Annotated in this window: 17 protein-coding genes, 1 tRNA gene and 1 riboswitch; of the genes, 13 read left to right on the top strand and 5 right to left on the bottom strand. The window is 32.7% G+C overall.

From position 1 onward, the window contains the following. Window positions 1–42 precede the first annotated feature (42 nt). Window positions 43–126: transfer RNA gene (locus EF514_RS07625), tRNA-Leu, on the bottom strand. Window positions 127–248: 122 nt separating this feature from the next. On the opposite strand from EF514_RS07625, the gene EF514_RS07630 reads away from it, so the two are divergent. Together EF514_RS07630 and EF514_RS07635 are read left to right on the top strand one after the other, a co-directional pair. Then, on the top strand, window positions 249–659 hold the full coding sequence (locus EF514_RS07630; protein WP_127724847.1) for a zinc ribbon domain-containing protein: 411 nt from the start codon (window positions 249–251) through the stop codon (window positions 657–659). Window positions 660–955: 296 nt separating this feature from the next. Further along, window positions 956–1,474, top strand: a complete 519-nt coding sequence (locus EF514_RS07635) for an adenine phosphoribosyltransferase (protein WP_127724848.1) — start codon at window positions 956–958, stop codon at window positions 1,472–1,474. A 12-nt stretch (window positions 1,475–1,486) separates the two neighbouring features. Here the strand turns inward: EF514_RS07635 and EF514_RS07640 are convergent, their stop codons facing one another. Continuing rightward, a complete protein-coding gene (locus EF514_RS07640; RefSeq protein WP_127724849.1) occupies window positions 1,487–2,551 on the bottom strand; it encodes a DNA polymerase IV in 1,065 nt (354 codons plus the stop codon). Between the two features lie 95 nt (window positions 2,552–2,646). Between EF514_RS07640 and EF514_RS07645 the strand changes: the two genes are divergently transcribed. From EF514_RS07645 to EF514_RS07655, 3 genes are all read left to right on the top strand, one after another. Next, entirely contained in the window at window positions 2,647–3,264 is a 618-nt protein-coding gene (locus EF514_RS07645) for an HAD family hydrolase (RefSeq protein WP_127724850.1), read from the top strand. Between the two features lie 99 nt (window positions 3,265–3,363). Beyond that, on the top strand, window positions 3,364–3,735 hold the full coding sequence (locus EF514_RS07650) for a helix-turn-helix domain-containing protein (RefSeq protein ID WP_127724851.1): 372 nt from the start codon (window positions 3,364–3,366) through the stop codon (window positions 3,733–3,735). A 125-nt stretch (window positions 3,736–3,860) separates the two neighbouring features. Beyond that, on the top strand, window positions 3,861–4,124 hold the full coding sequence (locus EF514_RS07655) for a putative immunity protein (protein WP_127724852.1): 264 nt from the start codon (window positions 3,861–3,863) through the stop codon (window positions 4,122–4,124). A 64-nt stretch (window positions 4,125–4,188) separates the two neighbouring features. Here EF514_RS07655 and EF514_RS07660 read toward each other — a convergent pair whose 3' ends face one another. After that, entirely contained in the window at window positions 4,189–4,926 is a 738-nt protein-coding gene (locus EF514_RS07660; RefSeq protein WP_127724853.1) for an SDR family NAD(P)-dependent oxidoreductase, read from the bottom strand. A gap of 199 nt (window positions 4,927–5,125) precedes the next feature. Between EF514_RS07660 and EF514_RS07665 the strand changes: the two genes are divergently transcribed. Together EF514_RS07665 and EF514_RS07670 are read left to right on the top strand one after the other, a co-directional pair. Continuing rightward, complete coding sequence (locus tag EF514_RS07665; RefSeq protein WP_127724854.1) at window positions 5,126–6,535, top strand: L,D-transpeptidase family protein; 1,410 nt, start codon at window positions 5,126–5,128, stop codon at window positions 6,533–6,535. A 64-nt stretch (window positions 6,536–6,599) separates the two neighbouring features. Continuing rightward, window positions 6,600–6,716, top strand: a riboswitch (FMN riboswitch). 74 nt (window positions 6,717–6,790) lie between these two features. Then, window positions 6,791–7,393, top strand: coding sequence for an ECF transporter S component (locus EF514_RS07670; protein ID WP_127724855.1), 603 nt, complete (start codon window positions 6,791–6,793; stop codon window positions 7,391–7,393). Between the two features lie 98 nt (window positions 7,394–7,491). On the opposite strand, the gene EF514_RS07675 is transcribed toward EF514_RS07670, so the two are convergent. Next, entirely contained in the window at window positions 7,492–8,133 is a 642-nt protein-coding gene (locus EF514_RS07675) for a 50S ribosomal protein L25 (protein ID WP_127724856.1), read from the bottom strand. Window positions 8,134–8,157: 24 nt separating this feature from the next. Beyond that, entirely contained in the window at window positions 8,158–9,225 is a 1,068-nt protein-coding gene (gene mnmA, locus EF514_RS07680; protein WP_127724857.1) for a tRNA 2-thiouridine(34) synthase MnmA, read from the bottom strand. Window positions 9,226–9,427: 202 nt separating this feature from the next. On the opposite strand from mnmA, the gene EF514_RS07685 reads away from it, so the two are divergent. The 6 genes from EF514_RS07685 to EF514_RS07710 are packed head-to-tail and all read left to right on the top strand — an operon-like array spanning window position 9,428 to window position 13,844. Further along, window positions 9,428–10,495 carry an FAD:protein FMN transferase gene (locus EF514_RS07685; protein ID WP_164845574.1) on the top strand — a complete coding sequence of 356 codons (1,068 nt, stop codon included), beginning with the start codon at window positions 9,428–9,430 and terminating at the stop codon, window positions 10,493–10,495. Next, on the top strand, window positions 10,492–11,010 hold the full coding sequence (locus tag EF514_RS07690; RefSeq protein ID WP_127724859.1) for a hypothetical protein: 519 nt from the start codon (window positions 10,492–10,494) through the stop codon (window positions 11,008–11,010). Before EF514_RS07685 ends, EF514_RS07690 begins: the two co-directional genes overlap by 4 nt. Further along, window positions 11,007–11,552, top strand: coding sequence for a thermonuclease family protein (locus EF514_RS07695; protein WP_127724860.1), 546 nt, complete (start codon window positions 11,007–11,009; stop codon window positions 11,550–11,552). The genes EF514_RS07690 and EF514_RS07695 overlap by 4 nt, the downstream gene beginning before the upstream one ends. Further along, a complete protein-coding gene (locus EF514_RS07700; RefSeq protein WP_127724861.1) occupies window positions 11,533–12,030 on the top strand; it encodes a phosphatidylglycerophosphatase A family protein in 498 nt (165 codons plus the stop codon). The genes EF514_RS07695 and EF514_RS07700 overlap by 20 nt, the downstream gene beginning before the upstream one ends. Window positions 12,031–12,070: 40 nt before the next feature. Beyond that, window positions 12,071–12,340 (top strand): NAD(P)H-dependent oxidoreductase subunit E, encoded by a 270-nt coding sequence (locus EF514_RS07705; RefSeq protein ID WP_127724862.1) that lies wholly within the window; start codon window positions 12,071–12,073, stop codon window positions 12,338–12,340. 7 nt (window positions 12,341–12,347) lie between these two features. Beyond that, window positions 12,348–13,844 carry a 4Fe-4S dicluster domain-containing protein gene (locus EF514_RS07710; RefSeq protein ID WP_127724863.1) on the top strand — a complete coding sequence of 499 codons (1,497 nt, stop codon included), beginning with the start codon at window positions 12,348–12,350 and terminating at the stop codon, window positions 13,842–13,844. Window positions 13,845–13,857: the final 13 nt, after the last annotated feature.

The raw sequence follows: 13,857 nt of genomic DNA on the forward strand, positions 1-13,857 counted from the left end.
AAGTTTGGTATAAAACCAAACTTCATATTTCAAATATTTAATTGGTGCGGGAGAGAGGACTTGAACCCCCACTCCAAAGGAACTAGATCCTAAGTCTAGCGCGTCTGCCAGTTCCGCCACTCCCGCGAACAATTAACAAAGATTATTATACATAGTTTATAAAATTTTGTCAATGCTTTTTAAAAAATATTTATTTATCTTTATCCTGAGAATTTTAGGGTATAATATATTTTAAGGAGTGATTAAACTTGAAAGAAAAATTTTATAGGTTTATGCAGGGAAGATATGGCGCCCATTACGGTATGGATGCACTTTCAAAATTTATATTCGGCTTTATGATTGTTTTGGTAATAGCATCTGTATTTTTAAATAATCCTATTATAACTAATGTTGGGATGGTACTGCTTTTAGTACTTTTATATTTTAGATTGTTTTCTAAAAATATTACTGCACGTTATCAAGAAAATCAAAAATTTTTAATGGTTACAGCCCCTGTGAGAAAAACTTTTGAGAGAACGAAGAGAAATCTAAAAGATAGGAAAGAATATAAGTATATTCAGTGTGAAAGTTGTAAACAGGAACTTAGAGTGCCTAGAAAAAAAGGTAAGATTAGGGTTACGTGTAAAAAATGCGGACATAAATTTGATGTAAGAACATAATATACTTAAATTAATATCAAGCCTCTTGTAGAATATGAGAGGTTTTTTATATGTTGAATTACAATAATTATTGCAACACTACTCCAAATTATTTAATTTATATAAAAATTTTTCTAAGGTGTATTAAATTCTACAATCTATCATATGAATATGAATAATTATATTTAATAGTTTAAATTAAAATTTGATATTGGCAAGCTTGATACTCTTGGAGTTGATTAAAAAGTGTAATTCTATTACTTTTAACTAATATTTTCATATGGTATACTATTTTCATAAAGGAAATGGAGGCTATTATGGATTTAGCAAGCAAGATTAGGTCTATTTATGATTATCCAATTGACGGCATAATCTTTAGAGATATTACAACGCTTTTAAAGGATGGAGATGCCTTTAAGGCTTCAATTGATGCTGTTACAGAATCATTTAAAGAGGATATTGATTTAGTTGTAGGAATTGAAGCAAGAGGTTTTATTATAGGAGCGGCTGTGGCTTATTCCTTGGGATGTGGTTTTGTTCCTATAAGAAAACCGGGTAAATTGCCGGCTAAGAAAATATCTTCTGAATATGAGTTGGAATATGGAACTGACAGTATTGAAATGCATAGTGATGCAATAAAAAAGGGACAAAAAGTTTTAATCGTAGATGACTTATTGGCAACGGGAGGAACGGCTGAAGCATCTGTTAATTTAGTTGAGGAACTGGGAGGGGAAATTGTAGGTCTTAGTTTTTTAATTGAATTAGTGGATTTAAAGGGACGTGAAAAGTTAAAGGGATATAGAGTAAAATCTGTAGTTGAGTTCAATGGAGATTGAGGAGCTGAAAATTCAGCTCTTTTTTAAATTGTAAAAACTTAATTGTTCAAAATTTAAATCCACCAGATTGGAAGCACTTATACCTACAAGTCTTAATTTTTCTCCTGTGTACTCTTCATTAAAAATTTTCATGGAGATGTCGTAAATTTCTTCAAAGTCCTTAATTGTATAAGTGAAAGTTTTGGAGTGGGTGGTGGTTTTAAAGTTGCTTTTTTTTAATTTTAAGGTAATAGTGTTAAAACCTAAGTTCTTAGCCTTTAAATCTTCAGATAATTCCTTAGAAAAGTTTTTAATATATTCAGTGAGGGTGTTGGTATCGTTAGTATCTAAAAAAGTCCTTTCAACGCCCATACTTTTTCTAACTCTATCAGGTTCGACTTTTCTTTTATCAATTCCTCTAATTCGATGGTAAACTTCAATCCCCATTTTTCCAAACATTTCAAAGAGAAATTCTTCAGAAAGACTTAACAGTTCTTCTATTGTGTTTATGCCAATGTCCCTAAGTTTTTCCTGAGATTTTTTGCCTAGGCCGTGGACTTTATTAATATCTAGAGGCATTAAAATGTCTGGTATATCCGATTTTGTAATAATCATCATACCATTTGGCTTATTCCAGTCCGAGGCAAGCTTAGCTAAAAATTTATTGTAGGAAAGCCCTGCACTAATAGTAAGTCCTGTACTGTCTTTAATATCTTTTTTAAGAGAATAAATTATGTCCACAGGTTCGGCCTTTTTCCCGGTAATGTCAATATAGGCCTCATCAATTGAAACTTTTTCAACTATATCGGAATATTTTTGAATTATATTAAAAACTTCCTTGGATTTTTCTACATATCTCGCCCTTCTCATAGGAACTATAATTAAATCGCTACATAGCTGTTTTGCCATAAATACAGGCATGGCAGAGTGAATACCGTATTTTCTGGCTTCATAGTTAGCGGTTGTTATAATGGAACGCTCACTTAATCCCCCCACGCACATTGGTTTGCCAATAAGAGCAGGGTTGTCAAGCTCTTCTACAGAGGCGTAAAAGGCATCTATATCTACATGGATAATATTATTTCTCTTACTTCTCATATTTCTCACCTATAATAATAGTATAATATACTGGAAAAATGTCAATTGAGCTTTTTATTTTATTGGGAATTGTTATAATAGTTGAGAGGTGAAAGATGAAGACAAGAGTTTTTTTATTTGATTTTGATAAGACACTTACTGATGAAGACAGTATTTTTTTACTTTGGGAATATGCTATTAAAATGAAAAGAATATCGAGATTTTACTATATAGGTAAAATGATTTTAGGGGCTTTTAAATATATTTTTTCTTTGGGTAATTTTAAATATATGAAGACAGAGATGTGTTCCGTTTTAAAATACTTAAGTGAAGAGGATTTAAAAAATTTTGTAGATTATATTTATGAAAATCACATATTAAAAGAAGGGGAAGTTTATTTTAATAATTTAGGGGAGGGATATAAAATGTTGGTATCTGCATCTCCTATAAATTATTTGAAATATATTACAAAGTATCTTAATTTTGATGTGGTAATTGGAACTGAACTTGATGAAAATTTTAAATTAGTTGGCGAAAATAACAAACACAGGGCTAAGGTAAAGAGAATACAAGAACATTTAGGTAAGGTTGGAATTGAAATAGATTATGAGATTTCAGAAGGTTATTCCGATTCCTATTCGGCTGACAGACCTATGCTTGAAATGGTTAACCACAGATATTTAATTAATTCAAAGGTAAGAGAAGAGGGCTATAAAAACTTAAGTTGGAGTTGATTATACTGTATAGCAAATTGCAACTGTAAGTTGCAATGATAATTTAAGTTTTTGGTATGCAAGTGATAAAAAGTTTACCCTTAAATCAGGAGGTGGAAAATGAGATTAAATGAAAGACTAGAGAAGCTGAGGAAGGATAAAGGGCTTTCTCAGGAAGAAGTTTCAAATTACTTAGGAGTTTCACGCCGAACTATATCAAAGTGGGAAAAGGGAACTTCAAATCCTGATTTAAATAATATTGTAAAACTTGGAGAGCTTTATAATGTAAGTATGGATTATATCTTAAAGGGCAATGGGAAAGAGGAAGTTGATATTAATACAGAAAATAGTGAAGTTAAAGTTGAAAAGAAAACCAAAAGTAAAACATGGCTTATGGTACTTATAATAATTTTCCTCTTTCTTTTACTTGCCGCTTTAATTATTTTAATGGTAAATTGGTATCCTCGTGAGTTTATGAAAGTATTTAATTAAGTTAAAATAGATAGAACTGTTACAAAAATAAGCAAAGCCATTGTAACAGTTTTTTAATTGAGACATTATACTTGCCAGAAAATATAAAGTAATAGTACATTTTTTAAGGATGTTAATGCAATGTTTTGACACAGCGTTTAAAGGATCAAGTAAAGGTAAGTAAACTGAGAAATGTAGGATTTGAAATTAACAGATTTGCGAAGGAGTCAATTTCCGAAATTAGTAAGACTGCTTCAAAATTCTTTTCTCAAGGGGTTGGCGTAGGTCACGTGAGAGGTAATGCTCTAGTTTCAAGTGACTATTGCATAAACTGTCAAATTGAAATTGCGGGAAAAATCCTTGAAAATCAAGGAGAACTTTTATGGACTGTAAAAGATTGTGGAGATTAATTTTAAAAATCTATGAAAATTATTAAAGGCTGCTACAAATAATATTATTTGCAACAGCCTTTTCTTAAAGTGTAAATCCTCCATCAACGATTATGGCTTGGCCTGTAATATAGGATGCGTCATCGGAAATTAAAAACAATGCTGTCTTAGCCATTTCTTCGGGCTTACCCAAACGACCCATGGGTATTGTACTTTGTAATTTTTCCAAGTTTTCCTTAGGAACGGACTCTAAAATTGGAGTTAAGGTCATTCCAGGACATAGAGCATTCACCCTAACACCTTTAGAAGCGTAATTATATGCAGCTACTTTTGTAAGATTTATAAGCCCACTTTTAGAAGGACCATATCCGTAAGAGGCTGGGGTAGGTTTAAAGGCGGCAACGGAACCGGTATTTAAAATATTTCCCTTTGTCTTTACAAGGTGTGGCATTACTTTTTGAACGAGTTTAAATGGTGCTTTCAAGTTTGTATCTAGTAATTTGTCCCAAGATTCTTCATCAAAATCCTCAAGGGTACGGGAGATGGAGATACCTGCATTGTTAAAGAGAGCATCTATCCTACCATATTTTTTAATGGCTTTATCTACTACTTTATCCATGTCGCTGTCCACTGCCATGTCAGCCTGTACAAAAGTTGCCTCTCCACCTTGAGATTTAATATATTCAATAAGAGTTTCACCTCTTTTTATATTTCTTCCTGTGGCAATAATCTTAGCTCCTTCACTGGCAAATAATTTAGCTGATGCTGAGCCTATTCCTGACGTAGCTCCGGTTACAATAATTACTTTGTTTAAAAGTTTCATAATATCACCTTTCTTTAATTACTAAAAGTTTTAATTTGAAAAATTTGGGAATTAATTTATGTATACCCTTGAAAAGGTAATTAAATAATTATTTTAAACTTAGTAAAACTAAAGGGTTACAAATTATTTACAACTTGGAACTTCTATTTACAACTACTTTTTTTGTTGTTAATATAAAGATGTTGACTTGGAGGAAGAGATGAAAAAATTTTTTAAATATTCAACAGCTTTCATTTTATTTGTTGTTTTTGCAATATATTTAGCAGGAGTTTTTTACTTTAAAAGTTATTTTCTCCCTAATACAAAAATAAACGAAAGAGATATGAGTTTTACTCAAATTGCTGAACTATATGAAAACTACAATTCATTACATGATGATTTTGAGTTAAAGATAGTTGGTAGAGATGTGAAAGAAAGTTTAAAATTATCTGATTTTGAATATAGGGATACTTTGGAAAGAGGACAGACAGTTAAACAAAATCCAACTTTGTGGATTTTTTCTTTATTTGCAAAGAAAGAATATAATTTGGATCATAAAATAACCTATGATAATCAAAAGTTTTTAGACACTATTAATAAGTTGGACTTTTTTAAAGGGGAAACTGTTGAGCCTGAAAATGCAAAAATAGTATTTAACGGAAGGCGATTTATAATTGAAAAAGAAGTTCTTGGAAATAAAATTAACAAGAAACTCTTTGAGGAGAAGGTTTTAGATTATATAAATGAAGGAAGAAAGACCTTAAATTTAGAGGATGAGGAAATCTACTACAGTCCCATTGTATTTTCAGACGATACCTATTTAAATAATAAGGTAAGTCAGATGAATAAACTTAACTCTTTTGAAATAACCTATGATTTTGAAGATAGAAAAGAAGTTATAAAAAATGAAGAATTATTAAGTTTGTATAGGGAAAATGATGAGGGGCTATTGGTACCTGATAGAGATAGGGTAAAAGAATATGTAAGAACTTTGGCCGGTAAGTACGATACCTATATGGGAACTAGAGATTTTTATGCAACAGGTTTAGGACCTATTAAGGTTGAGGGTGGAATCTACGGTTGGTGGACTGATATTGAAAAAACTACAGATCAACTTGTAAAGGCTTTGGAAAATACGGAAAGTGTAACATTAATTCCCATATACAGATTAACTGCAAATTCAAGGACACTTAATGATTTAGGAAATTCCTATATTGAAGTTGACCTTGGAAGGCAGCATCTATGGCTTTATAAAGAGGGAGAGCTGGTATTGGAAACGGACTTTGTCTCAGGTAACCCCAATAGAGAAAATGGAACTCCTCTTGGAACTGAAAAAATTTGGTCTAAGGAGACAAAGCGTTATTTAACGGGAGAGGATTATAAAAGTTTTGTAGATTACTGGCTTCCTATTAATTGGAAGGGTGTAGGACTTCATGATGCAAGTTGGAGAAATGAGTTTGGAGGAGATCTATATTTAACTAATGGTTCTCACGGGTGTATAAATATTGAAAGTTCAGCTATGAAGAATATCTATGACAATGCCTTTGTGGGAATGGGTGTAGTGGTTTATGATTCAAGTTTACCTCAGGAAAGTGAAGTTGTTGAAATGGGAGTAGTTGAAAGCCCTTAGGGATTAGTTATTTTTTTAACAAAACTATTGTATTATAATTAACATTGTGCTATAATTAAACCATAAATATCTTCAGGGCGAGGTGAAAATCCTTGACCGGCGGTAAAGTCCGCGAGTTCTTGTGAACCGAATTGGTGAAATTCCAATACCGACAGTATAGTCTGGATGAAAGAAGATTGCAGGTTTTTTTATGCAATTATGCCCCGAGGAAAAGGGGCTTTTTTAATGCCCTAATATATCTTTGGAGGGTTATTTATGAATAGTGTAAGTCGTAGTAGCTACAAGGTTAGAATGATAACCAGAGTGGGGATGTTAAGTTCATTGGCCTTTATCTTAATGTATTTTCAAGTGCCTTTAACTTTTATAGCTCCAACTTTTTTAAAACTTGATGTTTCAGATTTGCCTGTATTAGTTGGCTCTTTTACTATGGGACCTATGGCGGCTGTGTTAATATCACTTATTAAGAATATTTTACACTTTGCCATACATGGAAGTTCAACAGGTGGAATTGGTGAGTTATCTAACTTTATTGTAGGAAGTGTTTTTGCAGTATCAGCGGGAATGATATACAAGAGAAATAAAACATTTAAAACAGCAGTTATAGGATTATTTGTGGGAACTATATTAATGACTGTATGCGCTCTTATTTCAAATTATTATTTTATATTTCCGCTATATTCAAAGTTAATGCCTATGGAGGCTATTATTAATGCAGGAGCTGCAATAACTTCAAGGATTACAGATCTTTGGAGTATGATGCTTTATTCTGTACTGCCTTTTAATTTAATAAAGGGATTTATAGTGTCCTTGGTGACATTACTAACTTATAAGAAAGTTAGTTATATATTTAAAGATTAATTTTAGTTAGATTTACCCTTATCTAATTAAAAATAAGACCTGCTTAAGCGGGTCTTATTTTTGTTTAAATAAAAAACGATGTAATTTTTACACCGCTTTTATTCTTCTTCACTTTCAGTTTCAGAAACTGTAGGGATATCAGCAGCAGAAACGTCTTCAACTACTTCCTCTTCTTCAACTTCTTCTCTTGGCTCTTGAAGAGTTGCAACAGTTTCAGTTAAATCTGTAAGAACTTCAATTTTTTCGTTTTTGCTCACGTCTAAATCTTCAACTGTAACTATATCTCCGATTTGCATATGCTCAACATCGAAAATTGCTTCAGAAGGTAAGTCAGCAGGGAAACATTCTATTTCAATTTCATCTAGTACTTGAATTAAGTTAGATGGTTGAACTATTATAGAATCTCTGTTTTCAAGCACTACAGGAATAGTAACTCTTAATTTTTGACTCATATCAACTAAGTATAGATCAAAGTGTAGTATTTGGTTTTTGTAAGGATGTTTTTGAACATCTTTAAATAGAACCATTTGACTATCTGAACCCATAGTTGCTTCAACTATATTTGAAGTTCCTGCTTGCTCATATACTTTTAAAAGTTCCTTTTCAATTGCGATTACGCTTTTTGCTTCATTTCCTTTTGAATAAATAACTCCGGGAATACTTCCTTTTTGTCTTAATTTATCTACTTGGTTTTTTCCTAATTCTTCTCTTTTTTCAAGTGTTAATTTAATACTTGACATTTCGCACCTCCATAACGAACTTGTTTATTTTATTATACCAGAACCTAAGCAAATGTCTCCATCATAAAAGACTAAAATTTGACCAGGAGTGACACCTTTTATGGGATTATCAAATTTGACTATTAGTTCATCATTTAAAACATCTACTACCATTGGCTCATCCTTTGCACGATACCTTATTTTGCCCGTACATCTAAGCGGGAAGGTAGGTGTCTTAGTAATCCAAAAAGGCTCTTCACAAATAGTTTCGCTCTTATACAGAGCTGGGTTACCTAATCCTTGAGCAACAATTAGTCTGTTTTTTTCCAAATCTTTATCAGCAACAAAAAAAGGCTCACCACTGCCTACTCCACCGATTCCAATACCTTTCCTTTGCCCTATTGTATAGTGTATAAGGCCTGAATGTTCACCTAGATATTCTCCATCAACGGAATAAATATCTCCTTTTTTAGTGAAAAGGAAACTGTCAAGGAACTTATTAAAGTCTCTTTCACCAATGAAACATATTCCTGTGGAATCTTTTTTCTTTGCAGTGGAAAGATTGTACTTTTCAGCTATTTTTCGAACTTCTTCTTTTTTAAAATTTCCTATTGGAAACAGAGTTTTAGAAAGAGCTTCTTCATTTACACGGGATAGAAAATAACTCTGATCTTTATTTTCATCTACTCCTCTTAAAAGATAGGTGTGATTATCTTTTTTAAGAGTTCTGGCGTAGTGGCCCATTGCAATGTAATCGGCATCAAGTTTCATTGCAAAATCCAAAAAAGCTTTGAATTTTATTTCAGTATTGCACATTACGTCAGGATTTGGTGTACGACCTTTTTCATATTCTGAAAGGAAATAAGAAAAGACTCTTTCTTTATACTCCTCTTCAAAATTTACGGTATAGTGGTTAATCCCAAGTTCTTCACAAACCCTTACCACATCTAAATAATCTTCAGCTGCTGTGCAAACTCCATCGTCATCTTCTTCACTCCAGTTCTTCATAAAGACAGCTGTTACATCGTAACCTTCTTCTTTTAAAAGAGCTGCGCTAACAGAAGAATCAACTCCGCCGCTCATTCCTAAAACAACGCTTTTTGATTTACTCATCAAAAACACTCCAGTATTATCAAATTTCACTAGAATATTATACATTAAGAAGTTGAAAAAAGCCAATTATTTATTGAAGTTTTATTGAAAACAGCAAAGTTTAATAAAATTTATTAAAGTAAAATATTAAATTCTAGGGGCTAAGAATTTTTTTACTTTAATCTATTAACTATTAATGGTAATATATTAAAAGGTGATAAGTGTGAGAAAGTTAATCCTTTTATTTATACTTCTACTGTTACCAACTGGATGTGAAAAAGGCTATGAAAAATATGAATTAAAAGTATTTGATGCTTTTGATACAGTCACCTCTATTATTATATATGAAAGAGATGAAAATGAAGCAAATAAAAAGCTGTTAAAGCTAAAGGAAAAGTACTTGGAATTGCATAGACAGTTTGACAGATATAACAACTATGAGAATGTGAATAATGTAAAGACTATAAATGATAATGCAGGAATAAAATCTGTCAAAGTAAGTGAAGAGCTTTATCACTTATTGGAGAAGTCAGTTTATTATAATGAAACCATTAGTGACAAGGTAAATATTTTAATAGGACCAGTTGTGGATTATTGGGGAGAGTATAGAGATCTTTATAATACAGGTCATTCTAAAGACGAAGTAATAAAAAAACTTGGGAGCGCCATTCCGCAAGAAGAGGATTTAATTAAATTTAAGTCCCTTGTGGACTTAGATAAATTGGTGCTAAATGAAGAAGATAAAAGCGTATTTTTAAAAGAAAAGGGCATGGAACTTGATGTGGGAGCTTGTGCCAAAGGCTATGCAGTGGAGTTGTTGTGCCAGTACGGAAGAGATGAACTGGAAATAGCTTCGGGTATGGTATCGGCAGGTGGAAATGTTAAGACTATTGGAGAGCCTGTAACTAAAGATTATTATAAAATCGCAATTCAAAATCCTGAAAATATAGAGGATGAAAGCAAGGATCCTTATATAACCGTACTAAATATAAAGGATAATTCTGTAGTTACAAGTGGGGATTATCAAAGGTATTTCACCTATGAAAATCAAAGGTACTGTCATATAATTGACCCTGAAAGTTTTATGGTTGCCGATAAGTTCAGATCAGTAAGTGTAATTGAGGAAGATTCTCTGTTATGTGATTATCTATCGACAGCTTTATTTTTAATGGACTATGAAGATGGACTGAAATTATGTGAAGATTTAAAAGTAGATGCAATTTGGTTTTTTCAAAATGGAGAAATAAAAAGTACTCAAGGAGCAAGACAGATGATGGAGGGGGTTAAATGAAAAACAATGTCAGGGGATTAATATTTCATTTGATTATTATTTTAATAGTATTTATTATGGCGCTATTAATAAACCTAAGCGATTCATTAATAGAAATAATCTATGGAAATATAATTTTTAGAACAATTCTTTCTTTAATCCCAATTTTTTTATACTATAATTTCGGAAAGGCCATGAGTAAAAGGGGATCGAAAAATTTAGACTTTTTTACAGGAAATATTGTATTTTTAATAGCAGTGGTTTTACTTGTATTTGCTTTTTTAGGTTTAAAGTCTGATGTTTTTAATACTCCTGTGGCAGGGACTATGTGGAGATTTCCTTTAGACTTTTTCCTAATGCCGCAATTATATATATTTCAAATGTATAATATAGGATATAATATGTTTACAGCTCTTCTTGCTGCAATATTACCGGGATTTCTTTATGGCGTTTCCATAAAGAGGTCACGTGCAAAAATATTGAAAAAGAAAAGACTTATGAAACTGAGACAGATTAGAAGCAGGAGAAGAAGATGATAAAAACATCAAAATCGTTGGTAATACTTTTACTTTTATTATCTTTATTTCTTTTAAACAGTTGTAATTCGAAGGTAGAAGAAAATTTTGAAAGTGTAATTATTGATAGTGTAATAGATGGAGATACTGTAAGATTAAGTTCGGGAGAAAAAATCAGAATAATAGGAATAAATACTCCTGAAAAAGATAAAGAAAAACTTGGGAAAGAAGCCCATACATATGTTAAAGATTTAATAGAGGGGAAGAAGGTCTATTTGGAAAAGGATAAATCAGATAGGGACCAATATGAAAGACTTTTGAGATATATTTGGATTGAAATACCAAAAGAGCTAAGTAAAAAAGAAATAGAAACTAAAAATCTTTCTGCAATTTTACTTAAAAAGGGTTATGCCAGAAAATATACCTTTGAACCTGATATTAAATATGAAAATATATTTCAAGAAATTGAAAATGAAGCTAGAATAGAAGAGACAGGCATGTGGGAAATTAATAAAAATGGAACTACAAGAGGAGATAAGCTAAATGTACAATTACAGTTCTGAAGATCTTTATAAGGAAACTTTAAAGGCCTTTGAAAAAATAAATGTGACACCTAAAGATATTGCTTTAATAGTGTATGATTTACAAAAACCCTATATTGATAACATTACAATGGAAAATTGTGAGGAAAATGTAAGAGAGGTTCTTAAAAAAAGGGAAGTAATACATGCAGTTTTAACCGGACTTGCCATAGATGAATTGGTGGGCCGGAAAATGTTTCCTGAACCAATTCAATCTATAATTGAAAATGATGAAGGACTTTATGGAATTGATGAAATTATGGCATTGGGAATAGTAAATGTCTATGGTTCAATAGGACTTACAAACTTCGGTTATCTTGATAAGGAAAAAGTCGGTATTATAAAGGATTTAGATAAGAGGAAGAAGGCAAACGGAGATATTACTACCTTTGCCGATGATATAGTGGCGGCTGTGGCAGCTGCAGCTGCGTCTAGAATGGCGCATAATGGTTCTAAATAATAGAGATAATAAAAAATGAGGAAGAGAAGAGGGAGACAATATGAAGGTAAAAATATGTACGGGAGTTAGATGCACATTAATGGGAGCGGACAGCATTTACGATGCTGTTGAGTACTTAAAAGAAAATGTATGTGGGCCTGATTCAAATGTATGTTCTGCTGAAGATTTAGAAGTGGAACTGTCCACTTGTTTAAATTATTGTAAAGGTGAAAAAAGCATAGCTCCGGTAGTTGTAATTGATGATGAAGTTATCTTCAAAGCAACTGCTCAGGAGATTAGCGAGAAATTAATAGATAGATTGAGGATATAAGTAAATTATGAAGGAAAATTATCGTACTATACTAGATATAAGAAGAAAGGTTTTTGCCGAAGTTGCAAGAATTGCCTATGAGGACTGTGATATTTCGGAACTGGAAGATTCCAGCTATAGAATAGTTCCCGGTGAAGTTCCCAAATATAGAGAGGACATATTTAGAGAACGTGCCGTGGCAGATGAAAGGCTTAGACTTGCTATGGGAATGGACGTTAGAAAGATAAGTGAATATAGAAAATTAACTGACGGTTTTGATAAAGTGGATATTGATACGAATGCTTATGAAAGACCGTTAATTAATGTAATTAAATTCGCCTGTGAATCCTGTCCGGAAAAAGCTTACCTAGTAACTAATAACTGCAGAAAGTGTATGGCTCATCCTTGTACCAACGTGTGCCCTGTCAATGCCGTTTCCATGACGAGAAGTGGGGCGGTAATAGATAAGGAAAAGTGTATAAAGTGCGGAAGGTGTAAAGATGCCTGTCCTTACAGTGCTATTGTCATGTATGAAAGACCTTGTGCTGCGGCATGTGGTGTAAATGCCATAAGCTCTGACCAATACGGAAGAGCTGAAATAGATCATGAACAATGTGTTGCATGTGGAAGGTGTATTGCCACCTGTCCTTTTGGTGCAATAGCGGACAAGACTCAAATTTTTCAATTGATAAAGGCAATAAAAGCGGGTAAAAAAGTTTACGGTGCAATAGCTCCGTCTTTTATAGGTCAATTTGGTGCAATGACTACACCGGTTCAAGTTATAGAGGCTATAAAACAATTGGGTTTTAAAGATGTAATAGAAGTGGGACTTGGAGCTGATGTTACCACCGTTCATGAGGCCAAGGAATATTTAAAGCGTGTCCCTGAGGAAATTCCCTTTATGGGTACAAGCTGTTGCTATTCTTGGTCATTGATGATAAAAAATAAATTTCCTGAATTGTCGGAACAAATTTCGGACTCAGGTTCTCCAATGAGATACACTGCTGAATATATTCGTAAGCTTGATCCTGAGGCAGTAGTTGTATTTATAGGACCTTGTACTTCTAAAAAACTTGAAGCTTTAGATACTGAAGTTAAATCCAGCGTAGATTTTGTAATTACTTTTGAAGAACTAATGGGTATGTTTGTAGCTAAAAAAATAGAGCCTTCGGAAATTGAAGTTACAAAGGAATTGGAAGATGCTTCGGCGCTGGGCAGAGCCTATCCGATTGCAGGCGGTGTGGCAGAGGCCGTTAAACGCGTTGCAAAGGAATTGGATCCGGATAGGGAAATCAATGTCCAAGGGGCAAATACTCTTTCCGAGTGTATTAAGATGTTAAAGATTGCTAAGGCGGGTAGGTTAGATGGTTATCTTTTAGAGGGCATGGCTTGTCCCGGAGGATGCGTAGCCGGAGTAGGTACCATTGCTTCTGTAGATAGAGTAAAGAAAAATATTGCTAAATTTACTAAGGATTCAAAAGTTCAAAGTCCTTTAAGCAATGATTTAATTGAAAAAGAAATTTAAGAAACTGTGAAAA

The organism is Anaerosphaera multitolerans (assembly GCF_004006535.1).
GTDB classification, from domain to species: Bacteria; Bacillota; Clostridia; order Tissierellales; family Peptoniphilaceae; genus Anaerosphaera; species Anaerosphaera multitolerans.

What these genes read in the sequence shown, in the direction of transcription:
- EF514_RS07635 (WP_127724848.1), top strand. Translation starts at nt 956, where the DNA reads ATGGATTTAGCAAGCAAGATTAGGTCTATTTATGATTATCCAATTGAC.
- EF514_RS07640 (WP_127724849.1), bottom strand. Translation starts at nt 2,551, where the DNA reads ATGAGAAGTAAGAGAAATAATATTATCCATGTAGATATAGATGCCTTT.
- EF514_RS07645 (WP_127724850.1), top strand. Translation starts at nt 2,647, where the DNA reads ATGAAGACAAGAGTTTTTTTATTTGATTTTGATAAGACACTTACTGAT.
- EF514_RS07650 (WP_127724851.1), top strand. Translation starts at nt 3,364, where the DNA reads ATGAGATTAAATGAAAGACTAGAGAAGCTGAGGAAGGATAAAGGGCTT.
- EF514_RS07660 (WP_127724853.1), bottom strand. Translation starts at nt 4,926, where the DNA reads ATGAAACTTTTAAACAAAGTAATTATTGTAACCGGAGCTACGTCAGGA.
- EF514_RS07665 (WP_127724854.1), top strand. Translation starts at nt 5,126, where the DNA reads ATGAAAAAATTTTTTAAATATTCAACAGCTTTCATTTTATTTGTTGTT.
- EF514_RS07670 (WP_127724855.1), top strand. Translation starts at nt 6,791, where the DNA reads ATGAATAGTGTAAGTCGTAGTAGCTACAAGGTTAGAATGATAACCAGA.
- EF514_RS07675 (WP_127724856.1), bottom strand. Translation starts at nt 8,133, where the DNA reads ATGTCAAGTATTAAATTAACACTTGAAAAAAGAGAAGAATTAGGAAAA.
- mnmA (WP_127724857.1), bottom strand. Translation starts at nt 9,225, where the DNA reads ATGAGTAAATCAAAAAGCGTTGTTTTAGGAATGAGCGGCGGAGTTGAT.
- EF514_RS07690 (WP_127724859.1), top strand. Translation starts at nt 10,492, where the DNA reads ATGAAAAACAATGTCAGGGGATTAATATTTCATTTGATTATTATTTTA.
- EF514_RS07695 (WP_127724860.1), top strand. Translation starts at nt 11,007, where the DNA reads ATGATAAAAACATCAAAATCGTTGGTAATACTTTTACTTTTATTATCT.
- EF514_RS07700 (WP_127724861.1), top strand. Translation starts at nt 11,533, where the DNA reads ATGTACAATTACAGTTCTGAAGATCTTTATAAGGAAACTTTAAAGGCC.
- EF514_RS07705 (WP_127724862.1), top strand. Translation starts at nt 12,071, where the DNA reads ATGAAGGTAAAAATATGTACGGGAGTTAGATGCACATTAATGGGAGCG.
- EF514_RS07710 (WP_127724863.1), top strand. Translation starts at nt 12,348, where the DNA reads ATGAAGGAAAATTATCGTACTATACTAGATATAAGAAGAAAGGTTTTT.